Here is an 18,230-nt window from a genome sequence, read left to right as displayed (position 1 = left end):
AAAAAAAAGGAAAAATACCGTATAGTTTTCTTTTTTAGCTTTGTTTATAAAAATTATGCAGCCTTATGTCCTTGTTTTATATTACAGCAAATATGGTTCAACGAAAGAAATGGCCTATTTAATTGCCAACGGCATTGAATCTGCAGGTATGGCTGTAAAAATCCGCACTGTTCCCAATTTATCAACAGTGGTCAAACAAGCGGAGCCAAGTATTCCTGCTGAGGGGGATATTTATTGTACTTTAGATGATTTGGCAAACTGTTCCGGTTTGGCACTCGGTTCGCCAACCCGTTTTGGCAATATGGCATCGGAGATGAAATATTTTTGGGATCAGACCACCAGTCTTTGGCTGAATGGTGCTTTACATCAAAAACCGGCCTGTGTCTTTACCTCATCGGGTTCCATGCACGGCGGACAGGAAAGCACATTATTGACCATGCTGCCGCCCTTGTTCCATCACGGCATGATGATTATGGGATTACCGAATGCCAATCCTGCATTATCCAATACCAAATCGGGTGGTACGCCGTATGGTGCAAGCCATGTCAGTGGTCCACGTCATGATTTAGGTTTAAGCCAGGATGAAAAAGTCTTGTGTGAAGAGCAGGGCAAACGATTAGGTGATGTGGCTAAAAAATTACAGGTAAATACTTAAGTTTTAATCAGATTGATCCGCAATATAACAGCGTATTTTCGCTGATCTAGGTAATTTTTAAATTGCTATAGATATAGAAAAAAGACCATTCATTTTATAGTGGTCTTTTTTAATTTCAGGATAAAATTTAAGCCTTAAATCGTTATACTTTTTCTTTAAAACGATGTTTGCACTTAAGACACTTATAATCCAAGAACACATTTTTATCGATAATGACACCGGCTTTTTTGCCGAAAATATTCCCTAGAATACCGCCAGTGACCCCAACGGCAATTGCCCCTACAAATGTACCAACGGTGCCACCGAAAATAACCCCTAATGGTCCAGCAACAGCACCAATTGCTGCCCCTGTCGATGCACCTGTTGCTGCGCCGCCAACTGTACCTGCTGTTGCACCCGCGGAAGTAAGAAGGATGCCACTTATGGTCTTGATGTTTTTCTCATGATCTCGTTTTTCAACTTCAGAAGATGCGCATTTAGGACATTGCATAAATTTTTCCATCAATTATTTATCTTTTAGTTATCTTGAAATGAAGTCAGTTTATGACTTCAAACAGATAATGGATCATCACAATTTAGAGTATATATGTTCTAATCTACCAGATCAGGAACATTTCATAGCAACTTGATTCTAGCTGAACGAGACTGATAGAAGTTTATCTGAGTTGTAAATTGCAATCGTTTTAAAAAATTCAACACAGTAGCTAATATCAACGAACTAAAGCTAAATACTAAATAACTCATTACGGTAATCTTTAAACAATTTATTCATATCTTTAACTCTAAACTTATTTCGAAGAGCTTTGACTCGCGACCACATGTTTCTATTGGATTTAAGTCTGGACTATATTTAGGAAGCCACACAACTTAATGACCGGCGCAGCGTAGCCATGCTTGAAGCCTTACTTGATGAAAAAGTTGATAAGGAGCTTGAAAGATTGAAAGATTGAAAAAGAGATGTTTTAGAGATTGCAGAAATTAAATAGGAAATAATTTGATAGACAACGAACCGGAGATCTATCTCACATACAGTTTTTTATAACAAAGATCAGCTATAAAAAAGAGCGCCTAAGCGCTCTTTTAAACATTCAGTTTGAAACTTAGTCACGAACAAATTCAACCGTACCATTTTCCAAAGATTTTACGCGTGCCAAAGATTCAACACGATATCCTTTGTCCAGTAACATCTGGCGACCAGGCTGGAAAGATTTTTCAATGACGATCCCAATACCCACAACTTCAGCATTTGCCTGATGAATTAAATCGGCAAGACCCAAAGCAGCTTGACCATTTGCCAAAAAGTCATCAATTACTAATGCCTTATCGCTAGCACTAATGTGCTTGTTGGAAATGGCAATGGTGCTTTCGATCTGTTTAGTAAAAGAAAATACTTTTGAGCGGTATAAATCATCTTTTAACGTTAAAGACTGATATTTACGTGCAAAGATTACCGGCACGCCAAGTTCTAAACCTGCCATTACTGCTGGAGCAATACCAGACGCTTCGATGGTAATAATCTTTGTAATCCCTGCATCTTTAAAGCGGGCAGCAAACTCTTTACCAATTTGCTGCATTAATACAGGATCAATTTGATGATTCAAGAACGCATCAACTTTCAGAACTTGATCAGATAGAACGATACCTTCACTTAAGATTTTCTGTTCTAGTGCGTGCACGGGAGAATTCCTCTAAGGGCAGATGCTTCTTCAAGCAAAAGCGTATTTTAAAAAGGCTCTCAAAAAATGCAAGCGAAATTGATCAAATCAATTAATTCGTTGAACCTTTATAGTCTGTCAATAGCAAACCATATGATGTTTTTCCATCTTGGTGAGAAACCTTCACGGGTGCATAGTCAAGTTTAGGGGCTAACCAGAAAGTTGTATCACGGTTTGGCTTATCATGTTTCATCACCACTTTAATGGTGTCAAAAGTACCGTAAGAGGTTTTAACTGTTTCTGAACCTTGTTTTACAAAACGGCGTGATTCAACTTCTTTGGCATCGGCAATTGCATAACTTGACTTTAAACCCGAGGTTTTTAAATCTTCACGTAATTGTAATTCAGCATTTAACTCATCCAGAACCCCGGATTTCCAGGCAAAAGAGCGAGCCTTATCATCTTTCTTGGTGTTAATAGTCTTGGTATTGGGATTAAAGTTAATGCTCATGCTGTTGTTGTGGACTAAAATTTTACTGCTACGGTTAAAACTGCTGGATAGGATTTGATTGCCATTTAAACTAAAACGGCTTGTTTCAGTTGCAGAGGCAATCGCACCGGCTTTGGCAGCAAAAACATAGGTCCAGTTGTTTCCCGACTTGCTTAAAGTACGTGTTGCCGAGCCCATATTTTTGCCGTTATAGCTAAATTGATAACTTGCCTGGAATGGACTCATGGCAAATGCTTGGCTTGAGAAACCAGCCAACAACAGTGTAGTGCTTACACCAGATGCCAAAGCAATCGTTTTCAATACATTGTGAGCCATAAGTCAAATGTTCCTATGAAGTTTGAATAAGATGCAATTTTTTGCTTGATTGCTATTATGCGCTTTGATTATGAAGATAAAATTCGATTTTTTATTCAATCTGTATCTTTATGTATTCTTTTTCAGTTAAAAATACAGATTTTAATCAGCAAAAACAATTTAAATCATGTGCTATTTCTGCTTGATCGGGCTAACTTGAGTTTCCTCCAGTTCTTCTTCATCGGACCAGTCTTCTGCCGGTTGTTCCGACATTTTTTTAAATAATGCGGTCAGATTGACATTGCCCATCATGACCAGTTCAGCCTCGCGTAAAACGGCATGATTGACATGAACTTTTGCCAGAGTATCAATGATAGAACGGTTTTTACCGAGCCAGCGGTTTAAGTCCAAATAGAGTAAATCATCTTTGACTTTAATCACATTCAGCTTTTCCAGAATCATGCCCAACGGATCTTTATTTAAGACTTTTTGGTAGAAAAACAGGGCAAATTTTACCGCGAGTTTCTGGAAAATATTTTTGAATTTTGCTTCAATGACTTGAGTGTCACTGATTTGTTCAAAAACAATAAGCTGGATATCTTTATTCAGTTCCATTTGTACCAGTTTTAAATCGACTGAAAGGGTGATATAGAGACCCTTTACATCCAGTGTTGCGTATAAACGTAACCAGTCTTCATGCAAGTCAGCATGCAAATCTTTGAGCATGGAGACATTGTCGGTGACAAAGCGCTGAAATGTAGCATTTAAAAAAACTTGAGAAAGGGGGAATTCACGCTCATCTTCAATAAATCCTTCGGCCCTTTGATACACTTGGCGTATACGTTTAGAAATATTGGATAGTAGCGTTGACATATGGGGCATCCTAGCAAGTTAACTTTCTTAAACTTCGAGAGATTTTGTCGAAAGTATTAAAAATAAAGATATTCCATCTTGCAGTTTAGCAAAATTAATTGCACCATTTTCATGATTTTACTTGTCTACAGTTGGCTTGTTGATTGAGTTCTCGTTTTTCATTCAAAAGCAGCAACTGTTTTTATTTATACTGCGTTTATGCAGTTTGGGGACCAGACTTTTTGTCGGTTTAATGTGATGCTTAAAAAAATCAGTTTTGCACCTTTAATGCATGTGTGGTGGAAAGATTCAATTTTCACATGCGCGGTGATTTTAGCTGCGGTTTTGCATTTGCTTATTTTGACCCTGCAATTTGCCATACCGCAAGAAAGTGATGCGGCGGTGAAGGAAATTGCGGTGACTTTACGTCCGAATAAAGACAAAGTTGAAAATGCTGATTTTCTCGCACAGGCAGATCAGCAAGGTTCAGGAACATTCCGCGAAGCACATCGCATGTCGAGTGATATGCCGGCACCGATGCTTGAACAGAGTGCAGGTGAGCAACAACAAGAAAGTTTAGAGCGATTACAGCAAAAGCGTGAACTCAGCTTTGAAGAAAAAGTGTTAATGACCACTTTAAGCTGGAAAAAGGAAGCGGAACAGAATCAGCGTAAAAAAGCCATGCAAGAGCTGAATAGCCAGTTTCAAGCCAAAGCAGCTATGGTGGCAAGTTTAGAAGCCCAATACTTACAACGTCAGCAAAATTTTAGCCGTCAGCAAAAAATTAAAACGGTCGATGGGATTCAGGCCAAACAAGATATTTCAGCCGCTTATTTGGAAAAATTCCGTCAAAAAGTTGAATTTTACGGTAACCGTTATTATCCCGATGCTGCAAAAGTACAACACTTAGCCGGGGAAGTTCGTTTAATGGTGATCCTGAATAAAAATGGTGGAATTCGTGCCATTCGCCTGATTGAGAGTTCCGGTCATGCCCTATTGGATGAAGCTGCAAAAACTTCGGTGCGTAAAGCCGCACCTTTTGGTGTTTTTGATCAAGAGATGAAAGATATTTCAGAACTGCGTATTGTCCGAACATGGCGTTTTGACCCCGCAGAAGCAGAGTTTGAAGTGCGTTAAATCTCTATTGATCTCCCCTCGATTTGAGTTCAAGTTATTATTTAATATAGGTAAATTTTGATTTTTGTGAACTTGCCTCTAATTTAATTTTATTGGATTTACCTTCACTCTCTTGCGGAATATATTCCTCATCCCACGGGGAAGGTGGAATTACTGGTTTTAAATTAATATGGAAAGTTCCCTCATCGTCAAGGAGAGGGTTAGGATGAGGAAAAGCCCGAATGTTGAGTATAAAAAAGCGAGCCTAAGCCCGCTTTTTCCTTGAATGGATTTTAGTCTTGCTCGGTATAAGGATTAGCAAATCCCAGCTTGGCCAAAATTTTAATTTCTAACCCTTCCATTTCTTCAGCATCGGCTTCAGAAGTTTCATGGTCATAGCCCATCAAGTGCAATACCCCATGAACCAGCATATGGGTGAAATGCTCAATAGCTGTTTTATTTTGATCAATGGCTTCTTGCAAAACTACAGGAATACAAATCACCAAATCACCCATTGGCCATGCATCAAGCAGCGGTAACACTTCTTCTGGAAGATCACTGGGGAAAGACAGCACATTGGTTGGCTTGTCTTTTTGGCGATATTCCAGATTCAATTTATGACTTTCGCCATTATCAACACAGGCAATCCCGATTTCGCAATCTTGATCGACATCAATATAACGAAGTGTCGTTTCAATCACTTTCTTGATATAAGCACGTTTCAGCACAAGCTCGGGAGCTTGAAAGTCTTGTTGGAGCGAGAGACTAAGTTTCAAAATGGATCCTTAAATTGTCTTAGTCCTGGGCATCGGCAGCCGCATCATTTTCAGCAATCATGGATTCCTGAAGCGCTTTGCGTTCTGCACGTGCTTCAGCACTAAGACGGTGTTGTTCACTGTCCCAGCCCTCATAGGCTTCGACAATTTTTTGTACCAGCTGATGACGAACCACGTCACGAGAATGGAAACGCGTGATATGAATTTCAGCAATTGGCTCAAGTACACGTAAACAATGGGCCAGACCGGATTGGTGACCACGTGGTAAATCGACCTGAGTAATGTCACCGGTAATTACGGCGCGTGAACCAAAACCTAAACGGGTCAGGAACATTTTCATCTGTTCAGGTGTAGTATTTTGCGCCTCATCTAAAATCACGAAAGAATGATTCAGGGTGCGGCCACGCATATAGGCGAGGGGCGCAACTTCAATCACCTGACGTTCAATCAGTTTGGCGACTTTTTCAAAGCCCAGCATTTCATACAAGGCATCGTAAAGCGGGCGCAAATATGGATCGATTTTCTGGCTTAAATCGCCGGGTAAAAAGCCAAGTTTTTCACCGGCTTCAACCGCAGGTCGAACCAGCAGGATACGCTGAATTTCATTGCGTTCCAGCATGTCGACTGCAGCTGCCACAGCAAGGTAAGTTTTACCTGTACCGGCAGGACCAATACCGAATGAAATATCACTTTGTAAAATACGTTGTACATAGCGCTTTTGATTCGCACCGCGCGGGTTAATCCGGCCTTTACGCGTCTGTAACCAGACCTCATCCAGACCCGTATGTTCCTGATCTGGATCACTTTGTAATTCACGATCTGTCTGGCTACCCTGAATCATCAGATGCAAAGTGTCCGCACTAATTTGCTGGCTAATTTCAGTTTCTTCATACAGACGCATCAAGAGGCTTTCCGCTCTCTCTACTGCATCGAGATTCCCATCAATGTAAAACGCATCACCTCGATGGGAAATGTTGACATCTAAACGTTGTTCGATTTGTTTCAGATGGCCGTTATAAGCACCCAGCATGCCCTTTAAACGCTCCATCGAAACACCAGGAAAATTTACTGTACGTCGAATCGCTGCAGTCAAGAGAATTCCTTATAAAATGATCTAACTGATCACCTTACATTACGCCACGTCAGGCTCAAGATTCAAGAGTTCACCGTAAACAAAATTCAAAGTTTTGATGTCAGTAATCTCGATTTCTGCAAAACGCCCAACCCAAGCCGGATCACCAATAAAGGATACATAACGGGTGTTATCCGCCGTACCCACCAGCAGATTTGGATCTTTGTCAGAAACCTTTTCAATCAAGACCCGTTGAATCGTTCCCAGCATGGCATCTGTTTTATCAATGCTTGAACGTTTGATCCATTTTTGTACTTTGCCAAGACGTTCTTTTTTCACATCTTCCGGTGTGCTGTCTGGTAATTCAGAGGCTGGCGTACCCGGACGTTTTGAATAGATAAAACTATAGGAATGGTCGAAATCTAAATCTTGAATGAATTGATAAGTCTCTTCGAAGTGTTGATCGGTTTCACCCGGGAAGCCAATAATAAAGTCACTTGATAAATGCATGTCTGGGCGCACTGCACGTAACTTTTTAATTTTGTCGATATAGACGTCGATGGTGTGGTTACGCTTCATCGCTTTCAAAACATCATTAGAACCACTTTGTACCGGTAAATGCAGATGTGAAACCATTTGCGGCAGGTCACGGTAGCATTGAATCAGGTCATCATTAAATTCAAGCGGATGTGAAGTGGTATAACGTAAACGACCAATGCCCGGAATTTCAGCGACTAAACGTAGCAAGTCGGCAAAGGTACAGATATTGCCTTCAAAGGTTTCACCACGGTAGCCATTCACATTTTGACCCAGGAGTGAAATTTCACGCACGCCTTTTTCAGCCAAACCTGCAATTTCCGCCAGCACGTCATCTAAAGGACGCGAAACTTCCTCACCACGGGTATAAGGCACCACGCAGAAAGAACAGTATTTTGAACAACCTTCCATAATCGAAACAAAGGCTTTGTAACCCTCAACGCGCGGTTCAGGTAAAAAGTCGAATTTTTCGATGTCGGGGAAAGAAATATCCACCAGCTTGATTTTATCTTTCTTGGGTGTATCAATTTGATCGCTATGCTGATCCAGCATTTGCGGCAAACGGTGCAAGGTTTGTGGACCAAAAACCATATCGACATACGGCGCACGTTTTTGAATGTTGTCGCCTTCTTGCGAAGCCACACAACCGCCGACCCCAATTATCAGGTCAGGATTTTTTTCTTTCAGCTTGCGCCAGCGACCGAGTTCAGAGAACACTTTTTCCTGAGCTTTTTCACGAATTGAACAGGTATTCATCAGCAGAATATCGGCTTGTTTCGGATCAGTCGTTAACACATAACCGTGTGAGTCGCCCAACAGGTCTGCCATACGATGACTGTCATACTCATTCATCTGACACCCTTGCGTTTCGATATACAGTTTTTTCACTGATCCGTCGGCTGGGGTGTGCTGTGGCTGGGTAACAGTGTTTTCTGAAGCAGCTTGGGCACTATTTGGAATGAAGGTTTGAACCGTCATGTAGGCTCCTAAAAGATAAATCGTAAAAATCCCAATTTAAGACGTCCCATACTTCGGGTCGGGCTGGCATTTTTTCTTTTTCCCTTTCAAGCATTAATTGAAAAGTATTCAAGAAGTCCATGCTGGCTTGGTCTTTTAAAAATTGTGATTTGAATTGAAGAAAGGCGCATATTTTAGCAGGAATCGAAGTCAAACTTATAGATATAAATAAACCGACAAGAAGATTGATTTATGGAGTAAAAATGATTGAAAATTAATATTGTCTAATCATAAGGTTACACAACAGAACAGTAGAGTAGTTTAATAATAATTAAACTATCCAAAAATGATCAGGTGCGACCAGGGCAATACTAAATGACGGAAGGTAAGCATATGTTTAATCAGGTAATCAATAAAAAATATTATAAAATGCTTGCTTTAGGTTTGGCATCAACCGGTTTCGTTTCTATGACGCATGCAGCAGATGAACAGTTTAATGATGCTTTACAAGCTGCTAATGTGGGAAATATTGGATTATTACAACAATACCAAGCCTCAATGCAAAATGATGTGCTCGGCTATTACCCTGAATATTGGTCATTGAACGCGAACTTATCTACACAACCTTCCACTAATATTGTCAACTTCGCCCAGCGTTATCCACAATCCGCCATGGCTGAAAAACTGGCCGCAGATTATGTCGAAGAAAAAGTAAAACAAGCCGATTTTGCAACCGCGCAACCGCTTTTGCAGTATGTCACCAATGCCGATCAGGCCGAAAGCTGTGCCGTAGCACAGGTTCGCGCAAAGTCGGGCGATCCGCTGGTCTTTGCCGAATATAAAGATGTCTGGCTGACCACCAATGCCCAGCCTGAATCTTGTACCGGTTTGGGACGCATGATGCTGTCCAGTCCACTTATGACCGAGCAGGATAGACAGCAACGTCTATGGGGGCAGCTTCGTGCAGGTCAGTCTGGTCTGGCTTTAGCTACAGCACAGACTTTGGGCATAAATTTATCGCTGGCGCAGCTCAATCAGATTCAAGCTAATCCTCTAAATTACTTATGGTCTGCACCGAAAGCATCGGCTGTTGATCATGCCTATTTGGTTTTTGCGATGGGGCGTTTAGCAGATAGTGATTTGAATTCCGCCATGTCTGCAGTAAAAAATGCTGCCCAAGGTACACCGGTCCAAGTACAAAAAGCGTTGTACCGTGCTGTGGGCTATATTGGCGGTACTACGGTAATGAAAAACAACTTTAATCGTGAAGTATTGAACTATTTAGATGCCAGTTATGGATTGCCATTCAGTTCAGAAGAAGCGGAAATTTATGCGCGCCAAGCCATTCGTTTTAGTAGTTGGGAAAGTTTAATTCGCGCCATTGATGCAATGAGTGTGACGCAAAAACAAGAAGACCGTTGGCAATATTGGCTGGCACGTGCATCAGAACAGCGTGGCGATGCAAGTGCTAAACGTACTGCGCAAGAAATCTATAAAAAATTGGCACAAGGCGATGATTACCATAATTTATTGGCCAAAGATAAACTGGGGCAAAGCTATAACAATATTCCGAATAATGTTCAACCCTCCAATAGTGATGTACAGCGCTTAAGTCAGGATATTCATTTTAGCCGAGCTTTTGCGTTACGCCGTGTTAATGCACCGGATAATTATATTAATCGCGAATGGAACTGGGCAGTACGTCAGGCTTATTTAAAACATGATGATGGTTTACTGCTTGCTGCAGCGAAGCGTGCCACAGATATGGGTTGGTATGATCGGGCAATTTATGCAGCTGATCGTACAGAAAACAAACATAATTACTCATATCGTTATGCCATGCCGCACCAAAGCTATGTGGTGAGCCATAGCCGTAATGCAGGTATCGATCCTGCATGGGCCTATGGACTGATGCGCCAGGAAAGCCGTTTTAATACAGGTGCACGTTCCCATGTAGGAGCAGGGGGGCTGATGCAGATTATGCCGGATACCGCAAAACTGGTGGCACGTCAGATGGGGGAAGCCTATAATCCTGCGGCTTTGACAGATATGAATACCAATATTCGTTATGGCACCTTTTATTTGTCCATGATTCAAAGCCAGTTGAGCAATAGTCCCGTTTTGGCCACAGCTGGTTATAACGCGGGTCCAAACCGAGCACGACGTTGGCAACCTGATGCTCAGCCGATTGCTGCGGATCAATATACCGAAACCATTCCACTGACGGAAACTCGTGATTATGTGAAACATGTGATGACCAATGCAACGCATTATGGCGTGTTGCTTGGACAAGGTGCACAATCTATTGAAAAAAGAATGAATATCATTCCATTGAGAATAAATCCTTAAATTTTAATTTTATTGATAGGGGGTAGAGTTATTAATGATTTTTTTTGACTCCACACCAGTTTTAGCCAGATTGGCACTGTTCGTCGCGAGCGGTGCAGGATTAGGGCTGTGTTCATCTCATAGTTTTGCAGCGCCATTGCTAGGTTATGTGATGGTGGTACAAATGACGCCTGCGGTGTGTATGTTAGATAATCAAAAATCAAAAAAACGGAAATGTTTAGAAGGTTATTCTCTTAATATTTCAGGTTTGTTGCCTGAAACAGCAGAATCGGAATGTAAAACCTCAGCTTCAGCAGTTTTATCCCCCTTGCAAGCGAGAGTGGTGGCGCGCGTCATGCCGGATGAAAATGCGCGAATTCAACTTTGGCAGACGATTGGTGGTTGTGTGCCAATGAATGCCAGTCAATATTTTCGTACTGTGATTAATTATGCCGAACGTCTAAAAGTCCCTGCGGAACTCACCAGTCCTGAAAACCGGACCATGCACATCAGCAATCTTCGCTTACAGTTCTTGCGTTTAAATCCATCTTTACCTTCTAGTGCGATTAAGTTTAATTGTGCAGCGGGGAATGGAACACCTATTCTTACAGAGGTCAAACTTTGTTATAAACCAAATGGACAGTACAAACAGTGCTCCGCAGCAGTAGAGATGAATTGTCCAAGTTCATTCACCATAAAAGGTTCTTACTAAGCTTTTCGGCATATTTTATTTATATTTCCTATCAGACTTTTGTTGAAGTTCTATCTCTTTTCCATGCATCAGGCCAATGATTGGAGTACAATCTTTGGCGTTTATGATTATTAGATTAAATGGACTAACTATTTAATCGCATTGACTATCCTCATTGGAGATAATTAGATGAAGCAAGCCGTTCGTGTTGCCATTACTGGTGCTGCAGGTCAAATTGGTTATAGCTTACTATTCCGTATCGCAAGCGGCGAGATGCTAGGTAAAGATCAACCGGTTATTTTACAATTGTTAGAAGTTCCTTTTGAGAAAGCTCAACAAGCGCTTAAAGGCGTGATGATGGAACTTCAAGACTGTGCATTTCCTCTGTTAGAAGACATGATTGGTACTGATGATCCTAAAGTTGCATTCAAGGATGCTGACTACGCGTTATTGGTTGGTTCACGTCCACGTGGTCCAGGTATGGAACGTGCTGACCTTCTTAAAGTGAACGGTGAAATCTTCATCGGTCAAGGTCAAGCATTAAACGAAGTTGCTAGCCGTGACGTTAAAGTGCTGGTTGTAGGTAATCCTGCAAACACCAATGCTTACATCGCAATGAACTCTGCTCCAGATCTTCCAGCGAAAAACTTCACTGCAATGTTACGTCTTGACCACAATCGTGCAGCTTCTCAAATTGCTGCTAAAACTGGTAAAGCGGTTAAAGACATCAAAAATCTTACAGTTTGGGGTAACCACTCTCCAACTATGTATGCTGACTACCGTTTTGCAACAATTAACGGTGAAAGCGTTAAAGACATGATCAACGACCAAGAATGGAATGCAAATACATTCCTTCCTACCGTTGGTAAACGTGGTGCTGCGATTATCGAAGCACGTGGTTTGTCTTCTGCTGCTTCTGCTGCAAATGCTGCAATCGACCATATGCGTGATTGGGCGCTTGGCACCAACGGCGAATGGGTAACTATGGGTATTCCTTCTGACGGTTCTTATGGTATTCCTGAAGGCGTGATGTTCGGTTTCCCTGTAACCACTGAAAACGGTGAATACAAAATCGTTCAAGGTCTTGAAATCGACGAATTCAGCCGTGAACGTATCAACTTTACGTTGAACGAACTTGAAGAAGAGCGCGCAGCAATTGCTGACATGCTTAAATAATTTGATCTTTTAGATTGAGTTGAAAAGGCACTCCATTTGGGGTGCTTTTTTTATAAAATACAATCACTTCATAACAAAAGATAACAAGAACACATACCGCCGTAATTCTAATTTTTCCTACATTTGTTAAGTTATAAAGATCATTTAATAACAGCAGGAGAGAATCGCATGATACTCGAGCAACAACCGACATTAGAATTATTATTTGAACAATTAGGTTTGCCTGCAGATGAAGCTGCGATTGATCAGTTTGTTAAAACTCACCAGTTGCCTTCTGGAGTAATTTTGCCAGACGCAAGTTTTTGGAATGAAGGTCAAAGTGCTTTTTTACGTGAGCATTGGCACCAAGATGATGAATGGATTGTCGTGATTGATCAGCTTAATCAGCTGTTGCATGTGGAAAGTGACCAGCTTTCTGCGCCATAACTTTTAAATAGATTAGGCCCTTCAACGGGTCTAATTTTTTTGCTACAAAAATATACAACAAGCGCGATGCCAAAGCTGGGCTTTACGCTGCAATTCTTATAACTTGATAGCTGGATCACAATATACCTTAGCGAGGAGAACAACATGTTTGATCAACAACCCACATTAGAACTGTTATTTGAACAATTGGGTCTCGACGCGAGCCCGGAAGCCATTGATCAGTTTATAGAAACCCATCAATTAACCCTGGATATTCCTTTGCATCACGCTCCCTTTTGGTCGCCAGCACAGCACGATTTCCTAATCAGTCACTGGAAAAAGGACGACGAATGGGCAATGGTGGTGGATATTCTAAATGAGCAATTGCATAATAAAATTCAGCCGCACCAATAAGATGAATTATTAATCACAAATTGAAACAACATAATGGGAGTGATGACTATTATTGTTTGAACATTTCTTATAAGTTAATTGAATAATAAATGACAATTTAACGAATAAGGAGTTTGTAAAATGATGAGTAATAAACCATCCTTAGAATTATTGTTTTCGCAGTTGGGGTTGGCCAATAGCCCAGCGGCCATTGAGCTTTTTATACGTACTCACCAACTACCCGCAAACCAGAATTTACACGACGCACCTTTTTGGAATAAGTCCCAGCGTGAATTTTTGATCCGTTATTTGATTGAGGATGCGGATGAATGGGTGATCTGGATTGATGAGCTTAATCAGCAACTGCATATGAATGCCAATAAATTAAAAATGGCTTACAGTTAGAATAAATATTTTAAAAAATATAGGGATATAAAAAAACTCTCCAATTCGGAGAGTTTTTTTGCAATTAATGCAATTTGCTTTGCAGCAGTTTTATAAACCACAGTTCTTGGCGTACAGGTCTAAAGCAAGGGTGTTTCTGCAGCAGTTCTAAGTCAAAGTCAGCGGATTGACTATATTTAGTTAACCAGTGTCGCGTTAACGCGGTTTGATTTTTAGAGATCGATGCATAAGCAAGGAAAAAATAGATGTCACTGTGTTCATGTTGAGACAGCGGTTTTAAAATTTGCTGAGTAATTAAAGCAAAACGCGGTTCTTTGGTAATCTCGAAATACAGCATATAAGCTTTCGCCAGATTTAAGGACAGATTCAAATACAAACGCATCGGCATTTCTTCATATTCAATTCGGGCTTGCTCTAACAGCACCACAGCTTCTTGCAGAAAATGAATCTGTTCTTGACGAGAATTACTGATTACTACCAGTTGTAAGCGTAAATCAGCACGTTCCAAAGCGAGATCAGGCGTATTGTTTTCCAAATACAATTGATCCGTCTCACCGATACGCTCGATAATTTTTTTTGTATTTTCAAACATTAGCCAATACCTCATTGATGAATAATCAGTATATAGGGGCAAAACCAGGAATTTAAAGCTAAATGTACTATTCTGATTTTATAATAAACAATTAGAACAAGACATTAGCACTACGTAACCATGCCGTGATTGATAAGCGTTGATGCTTGGCTTTAATTACTTCATGCAATAAATCGCTTTGGAACATTGCAATACGATTCGGTTTGGGTTGAATAGTATGCCATTGCCCATTTTTATCCTCTAGATGTAATTCTCCACCCCAGTCATCTTGCCAATTTTCATGTAAATAATAGACTGTAGAAATAATACGACCATTTTTCCCTTGCGGATTGTCACGATGTAAAGCGTAATATTCTCCCGCGTTATAGCAGGCAAAATGTGCTTCGACTTCTTGTATGCCTAAATAAAAATTACGGTTTAATAATTGGGAGATTTCTTTAAGAGTTTCAGTATGATGCTGTGCAATTTTTAGTTCACCGCTAAGCCATAAGATATGGTCACTGCGGATATTGCTCACCACGCCGTTTTGAATGGCCGCCTCCCGAAAAAGGTTTAAATTGGAGGTACATTCTTCAGCTAAAGCAAGTACATAGTCTTGAGGGTAGGCATTGTCAATAAGGGTAAAACCATGTTGATCCAAATTTTCAATAATTTGATCAACATTCCATGACTTTGGGAGCTGAATTGCATCCATATACATATACTCAAATACAATCTGAAAAAAGGTGGCGTATTCTAGAGCAAGATATCCTGCGGAATGAAACATTTTTTCATGCTAAAATGTCCGTTGATTACAGGAATTAAAGAAACATGAATTACCGTCACCATTTCCATGCAGGCAACTTTGCCGATGTTATGAAGCATGTGTTATTGCTCCAACTTTTAACACGTTTAAATGCCAAAGATAAACCGTATCGCTATATAGATACGCATGGTGGTGCAGGTAAATATGATTTATCTACCGCTGCTGCACAAAAATCGGGTGAGTTTTTAAACGGTATTCATCGTTTGGTAAAGCTTGATGATTCAATTATTCGAAATGCTCCAGAAGGTGTGAAGCAATATCTTAAAGTGGTTGAAGATATGCGTGCCGGTTCAGGCAAGGGTGCTTATCCAGGCTCACCTTGGTTTGCATTAGAAGGGATGCGCGATATTGATAAAGCGACCATCTTTGAAATGCAAAAAGAAGTTTTTCAAGAGTTGTATTTCAATATTCGTGACCGCCGTGCAGGTTTGCATGAACGTGATGCTTATGAAGGTTTGCTAGGGGTTATTCCACCGAAAGAAAAACGCGGTTTGGTAATGATTGATCCGCCTTACGAATTAGAACGTAAAGACTTCCCTCAATTGGTAGAATTGTTGGCGACTGCACATAAAAAATGGCCTACAGGTTGTTTTGCTGTTTGGTATCCAATTAAAGACCGCGCCATGATTGATCGTTTTGAAAAGAAAATGATGAAAACCGGTATTCGCCGTCAATTGGTGTGTGAAATCTGTGTATGGCCTGATGATACACCGGTCGGTTTGAATGGTTGTGCTTTGCTGGTAATTAATCCACCTTGGAAATTCTCACAGGATGCCGATGAAGCATTGCAATGGTTATTCCCACATTTACGTATGAGTGAAAATGGTGGGCACGCTGCTGTACGCTGGTTGGTTGGCGAATAAGTAATACCTTTAAGAGAGATACGGTTACAGTTAGGATAGACAAGAATGACAAATATAAATAAACCTGAAAGTAAATCTTCTACCCGTGATGAACATGGTTTCGATGGCATCACTTTTGAAGTGGAAGAAGAAGAGCAAACCCACGAGGGACAAAAGGTGAAACGTCGTGGGATCTATCTGTGGCCGAATCTGATCACGACAGCAGCCTTGCTGTCGGGGTTTTACTCTATTATTGCCAGTATGAATGGTGATTTTACCCAAGCCATTTACGCTATTTTCCTTGCCGCATTGTTAGATGGTTTAGATGGTCGGGTTGCTCGCGCGATTGGCGCACAAAGTGCTTTTGGTGAACAGTATGACTCTTTATCTGACTTGTTGGCGTTTGGTGTTGCCCCGGCTATTTTAATGTATAGCTGGAGCTTGCATGATTTGGGTCGTATTGGTCTGGCATGCTGTTTTGTCTATACTGCCTGTGCGGCATTCCGTTTAGCTCGCTTCAATGTGCAAATTGGTGTGGTCGATAAACGCTATTTTATTGGGGTTGCAAGTCCATTAGCGGCCATTTTGATCATCACCTTGGTCTGGGTCGGAAGTGATTTCCCTGCAATTTTTGATTTGCGTGAAGTGGGTATTCAAATTGTCAATGCGGTGCTTATCGTGGCAGTAGGCTTGTTGATGATCTCGAATATTAAATATTATTCATTTAAAACATTGGATCGTAAACGCGTACCTTTTGCGGTGCTGCCAATCGCTGTATTTATCTTTGCCGCGATTACTTATAATATTCCAGTAGGAATCTTGGTGATTTCTATTATCTATGCACTTTCTGGTTTCGTAACCACATTTATGGCCAGAAAAAATAGCCCTATATAAAAATGAGACATCTATACCTAAAATAAAAAGGAGCATGATATGCAGTTGTTTCAAGATTTATTTGACCAGTCTAAACAACTCAATCAGGCTCCCTTGCAGGCGCAGTTAGCTTATCATGCGCAAAAAGGGCGATATAAAATTATTCATCAAGGTTTGATGATTCCGAATTTGCCAGCGCCATTACATTACTTCAACTTTTTAAGTGTGATTGGTCAGCCCAACGTTCCTATGCTTCGCAACGAAAGTGCAATTCATTCCACTGCTTTAGATACAGCGACCATTATTGCCAGTGTCAGTCCGCATATGATGGGGCAATTAAATTCCTATTCTGTTGAAAAAGAATGTCAGTTTAAAAAAGAATATTTCAAATTTGCAAATCGGGAAATGATTTCAGGAGAATTTCCGCATTTTCGTATTCAGCGCGAAGATAAAGAACTAAGTTTTGATTTATCTATAACAACCAGCCAGCTCATTTCTTATTTTACCAAGTTACGTATGGGGTTGGCAGATCACTGGTCGATAGTATGTCAGTGTGAAGGTCAAATTACGTATAAAGCGCAGAAATTTGAAATTCAGCAAATGGGCTGTTTCGACTATGCACGCTCCATAAACTTTTCCTATTTGCCACTCGCATTTTTTACTTATCAGATTATTAATCTGGAAAACAATCGTCAGCTTCTGTTAGCACAAATTCGTGATCCTTTTAATCGCATTGTGCAATCTCGTTTGTATTTACGCGATGCTCAGACGGGAATAGCGCAAATGTTTGATGATAATGTCCGTTTTAAAGTTCATCGTGTTTATCCGAAGGTGAAAACGCCGAATGGACAATACATGTATTTGCCGCGTGAGTTTGAATGGGGTTATGAAGGGAAAGATGGCACCTGTATTTCAGTTCAGGCACAAAGTCGCGGAGATTTTAAATTTGGTTTGGGTGCCGGTTATGTGGGTAGCTTTAAATATCAAATCAAAATTAATCATCATGAAGAAAGGGGTGAAAGTGGCTACTGCGAATATACGGATTGTCGCTCATTGAACTGGCAGGAAAAAGATAAAGAAGAAAAAATGCGTGATGAATTGGTGAATACAGTACCTTTTGCATGCAAAAAATAAGAAAACCGGCCTGTTTTGCAGAATAAATAACCGGTCGAGGGATTATTGATGAAATAATAGGGAAAAGGGGTTGCGTGAGGATTTTTTTCGCCTATAATGCGTATCCATCGGCGGTGATGTTGATTAAAACTTGTTGAGAAACAAGGATTTAGCCTAAAGGG

The 18,230-nt window shown here is 40.6% G+C and carries 20 protein-coding genes; 11 read left to right on the top strand and 9 right to left on the bottom strand.

The genetic code is table 11. The features are described 5' to 3' along the window. The first annotated feature begins 55 nt into the window (after window positions 1-55). A complete protein-coding gene (wrbA, locus tag AY606_RS11285) occupies window positions 56-655 on the top strand; it encodes an NAD(P)H:quinone oxidoreductase (protein ID WP_155858189.1) in 600 nt (199 codons plus the stop codon). A 142-nt stretch (window positions 656-797) separates the two neighbouring features. On the opposite strand, the gene AY606_RS11280 is transcribed toward wrbA, so the two are convergent. The 4 genes from AY606_RS11280 to AY606_RS11265 form a co-directional block, all read right to left on the bottom strand. Then, entirely contained in the window at window positions 798-1,157 is a 360-nt protein-coding gene (locus AY606_RS11280) for a hypothetical protein (RefSeq protein WP_067868495.1), read from the bottom strand. 598 nt (window positions 1,158-1,755) lie between these two features. Then, window positions 1,756-2,331 (bottom strand): xanthine phosphoribosyltransferase, encoded by a 576-nt coding sequence (locus AY606_RS11275; RefSeq protein WP_067868492.1) that lies wholly within the window; start codon window positions 2,329-2,331, stop codon window positions 1,756-1,758. A gap of 91 nt (window positions 2,332-2,422) precedes the next feature. Further along, window positions 2,423-3,136: a DUF3108 domain-containing protein gene (locus AY606_RS11270; RefSeq protein ID WP_067868489.1), complete on the bottom strand. Its 714-nt coding sequence runs from the start codon at window positions 3,134-3,136 to the stop codon at window positions 2,423-2,425. 171 nt (window positions 3,137-3,307) lie between these two features. Next, window positions 3,308-3,988 (bottom strand): hypothetical protein, encoded by a 681-nt coding sequence (locus AY606_RS11265; protein ID WP_067868487.1) that lies wholly within the window; start codon window positions 3,986-3,988, stop codon window positions 3,308-3,310. A 237-nt stretch (window positions 3,989-4,225) separates the two neighbouring features. Here AY606_RS11265 and AY606_RS11260 point away from each other — a divergent pair, with 237 nt between their 5' ends. Continuing rightward, window positions 4,226-5,104 (top strand): energy transducer TonB, encoded by an 879-nt coding sequence (locus tag AY606_RS11260; RefSeq protein WP_067868484.1) that lies wholly within the window; start codon window positions 4,226-4,228, stop codon window positions 5,102-5,104. A 272-nt stretch (window positions 5,105-5,376) separates the two neighbouring features. Here the strand turns inward: AY606_RS11260 and ybeY are convergent, their stop codons facing one another. Genes ybeY through miaB form a run of 3 tightly spaced genes read right to left on the bottom strand, consistent with a single transcriptional unit; the run spans window position 5,377 to window position 8,446 of the window. Then, complete coding sequence (gene ybeY, locus AY606_RS11255) at window positions 5,377-5,859, bottom strand: rRNA maturation RNase YbeY (protein ID WP_067868482.1); 483 nt, start codon at window positions 5,857-5,859, stop codon at window positions 5,377-5,379. A gap of 19 nt (window positions 5,860-5,878) precedes the next feature. Next, the gene (locus AY606_RS11250; RefSeq protein WP_067868479.1) at window positions 5,879-6,952 is read right to left on the bottom strand and encodes a PhoH family protein; all 1,074 of its coding nucleotides are present in this window, start codon (window positions 6,950-6,952) and stop codon (window positions 5,879-5,881) included. A 39-nt stretch (window positions 6,953-6,991) separates the two neighbouring features. Next, window positions 6,992-8,446, bottom strand: coding sequence for a tRNA (N6-isopentenyl adenosine(37)-C2)-methylthiotransferase MiaB (gene miaB / locus AY606_RS11245; protein ID WP_067868475.1), 1,455 nt, complete (start codon window positions 8,444-8,446; stop codon window positions 6,992-6,994). Between the two features lie 408 nt (window positions 8,447-8,854). Between miaB and AY606_RS11240 the strand changes: the two genes are divergently transcribed. The 6 genes from AY606_RS11240 to AY606_RS11215 all read left to right on the top strand — a co-directional run bounded on the left by AY606_RS11240 (window position 8,855) and on the right by AY606_RS11215 (window position 13,823). Then, window positions 8,855-10,774, top strand: coding sequence for a lytic transglycosylase domain-containing protein (locus tag AY606_RS11240; RefSeq protein ID WP_171255402.1), 1,920 nt, complete (start codon window positions 8,855-8,857; stop codon window positions 10,772-10,774). 34 nt (window positions 10,775-10,808) lie between these two features. After that, entirely contained in the window at window positions 10,809-11,465 is a 657-nt protein-coding gene (locus AY606_RS11235; RefSeq protein ID WP_067868468.1) for a ribonuclease T2 family protein, read from the top strand. 168 nt (window positions 11,466-11,633) lie between these two features. Continuing rightward, window positions 11,634-12,620, top strand: a complete 987-nt coding sequence (locus AY606_RS11230; RefSeq protein WP_067868465.1) for a malate dehydrogenase — start codon at window positions 11,634-11,636, stop codon at window positions 12,618-12,620. Window positions 12,621-12,788: 168 nt separating this feature from the next. Then, complete coding sequence (locus tag AY606_RS11225; protein ID WP_067868462.1) at window positions 12,789-13,046, top strand: DUF2789 family protein; 258 nt, start codon at window positions 12,789-12,791, stop codon at window positions 13,044-13,046. Between the two features lie 144 nt (window positions 13,047-13,190). Beyond that, window positions 13,191-13,439 (top strand): DUF2789 family protein, encoded by a 249-nt coding sequence (locus AY606_RS11220; protein ID WP_067868458.1) that lies wholly within the window; start codon window positions 13,191-13,193, stop codon window positions 13,437-13,439. A gap of 123 nt (window positions 13,440-13,562) precedes the next feature. Then, window positions 13,563-13,823: a DUF2789 family protein gene (locus AY606_RS11215; RefSeq protein WP_067869017.1), complete on the top strand. Its 261-nt coding sequence runs from the start codon at window positions 13,563-13,565 to the stop codon at window positions 13,821-13,823. Window positions 13,824-13,887: 64 nt separating this feature from the next. Here AY606_RS11215 and AY606_RS11210 read toward each other — a convergent pair whose 3' ends face one another. Together AY606_RS11210 and AY606_RS11205 are read right to left on the bottom strand one after the other, a co-directional pair. Then, window positions 13,888-14,415 carry a hypothetical protein gene (locus AY606_RS11210; protein ID WP_067868455.1) on the bottom strand — a complete coding sequence of 176 codons (528 nt, stop codon included), beginning with the start codon at window positions 14,413-14,415 and terminating at the stop codon, window positions 13,888-13,890. A gap of 91 nt (window positions 14,416-14,506) precedes the next feature. Next, window positions 14,507-15,109: a 2OG-Fe(II) oxygenase gene (locus AY606_RS11205; RefSeq protein WP_067868452.1), complete on the bottom strand. Its 603-nt coding sequence runs from the start codon at window positions 15,107-15,109 to the stop codon at window positions 14,507-14,509. A gap of 116 nt (window positions 15,110-15,225) precedes the next feature. Here AY606_RS11205 and AY606_RS11200 point away from each other — a divergent pair, with 116 nt between their 5' ends. From AY606_RS11200 to AY606_RS11190, 3 genes are read left to right on the top strand one after another with little or no spacing between them, the layout of a single operon-like run. After that, window positions 15,226-16,083 carry a 23S rRNA (adenine(2030)-N(6))-methyltransferase RlmJ gene (locus AY606_RS11200; RefSeq protein ID WP_067868449.1) on the top strand — a complete coding sequence of 286 codons (858 nt, stop codon included), beginning with the start codon at window positions 15,226-15,228 and terminating at the stop codon, window positions 16,081-16,083. A 45-nt stretch (window positions 16,084-16,128) separates the two neighbouring features. After that, on the top strand, window positions 16,129-16,956 hold the full coding sequence (pssA, locus tag AY606_RS11195; RefSeq protein WP_067868446.1) for a CDP-diacylglycerol--serine O-phosphatidyltransferase: 828 nt from the start codon (window positions 16,129-16,131) through the stop codon (window positions 16,954-16,956). A gap of 39 nt (window positions 16,957-16,995) precedes the next feature. Continuing rightward, the gene (locus AY606_RS11190; RefSeq protein ID WP_067868443.1) at window positions 16,996-18,069 is read left to right on the top strand and encodes a DUF6670 family protein; all 1,074 of its coding nucleotides are present in this window, start codon (window positions 16,996-16,998) and stop codon (window positions 18,067-18,069) included. Window positions 18,070-18,230: the final 161 nt, after the last annotated feature.

Origin of the sequence: Acinetobacter sp. SFB, from assembly GCF_001647545.1 — a bacterium.
In the GTDB taxonomy this organism is placed as follows: domain Bacteria; phylum Pseudomonadota; class Gammaproteobacteria; order Pseudomonadales; family Moraxellaceae; genus Acinetobacter.
This window is presented reverse-complemented; position numbering and strand designations above follow the sequence as displayed.

Bases quoted from the DNA above. Each gene is read 5' to 3' on its own strand.
- wrbA (WP_155858189.1), top strand. From the start codon at position 56: ATGCAGCCTTATGTCCTTGTTTTATATTACAGCAAATATGGTTCAACG.
- AY606_RS11280 (WP_067868495.1), bottom strand. From the start codon at position 1,157: ATGGAAAAATTTATGCAATGTCCTAAATGCGCATCTTCTGAAGTTGAA.
- AY606_RS11270 (WP_067868489.1), bottom strand. From the start codon at position 3,136: ATGGCTCACAATGTATTGAAAACGATTGCTTTGGCATCTGGTGTAAGC.
- AY606_RS11265 (WP_067868487.1), bottom strand. From the start codon at position 3,988: ATGTCAACGCTACTATCCAATATTTCTAAACGTATACGCCAAGTGTAT.
- AY606_RS11260 (WP_067868484.1), top strand. From the start codon at position 4,226: ATGCTTAAAAAAATCAGTTTTGCACCTTTAATGCATGTGTGGTGGAAA.
- miaB (WP_067868475.1), bottom strand. From the start codon at position 8,446: ATGACGGTTCAAACCTTCATTCCAAATAGTGCCCAAGCTGCTTCAGAA.
- AY606_RS11240 (WP_171255402.1), top strand. From the start codon at position 8,855: ATGCTTGCTTTAGGTTTGGCATCAACCGGTTTCGTTTCTATGACGCAT.
- AY606_RS11235 (WP_067868468.1), top strand. From the start codon at position 10,809: ATGATTTTTTTTGACTCCACACCAGTTTTAGCCAGATTGGCACTGTTC.
- AY606_RS11230 (WP_067868465.1), top strand. From the start codon at position 11,634: ATGAAGCAAGCCGTTCGTGTTGCCATTACTGGTGCTGCAGGTCAAATT.
- AY606_RS11225 (WP_067868462.1), top strand. From the start codon at position 12,789: ATGATACTCGAGCAACAACCGACATTAGAATTATTATTTGAACAATTA.
- AY606_RS11220 (WP_067868458.1), top strand. From the start codon at position 13,191: ATGTTTGATCAACAACCCACATTAGAACTGTTATTTGAACAATTGGGT.
- AY606_RS11215 (WP_067869017.1), top strand. From the start codon at position 13,563: ATGAGTAATAAACCATCCTTAGAATTATTGTTTTCGCAGTTGGGGTTG.
- AY606_RS11210 (WP_067868455.1), bottom strand. From the start codon at position 14,415: ATGTTTGAAAATACAAAAAAAATTATCGAGCGTATCGGTGAGACGGAT.
- AY606_RS11205 (WP_067868452.1), bottom strand. From the start codon at position 15,109: ATGGATGCAATTCAGCTCCCAAAGTCATGGAATGTTGATCAAATTATT.
- AY606_RS11200 (WP_067868449.1), top strand. From the start codon at position 15,226: ATGAATTACCGTCACCATTTCCATGCAGGCAACTTTGCCGATGTTATG.
- pssA (WP_067868446.1), top strand. From the start codon at position 16,129: ATGACAAATATAAATAAACCTGAAAGTAAATCTTCTACCCGTGATGAA.
- AY606_RS11190 (WP_067868443.1), top strand. From the start codon at position 16,996: ATGCAGTTGTTTCAAGATTTATTTGACCAGTCTAAACAACTCAATCAG.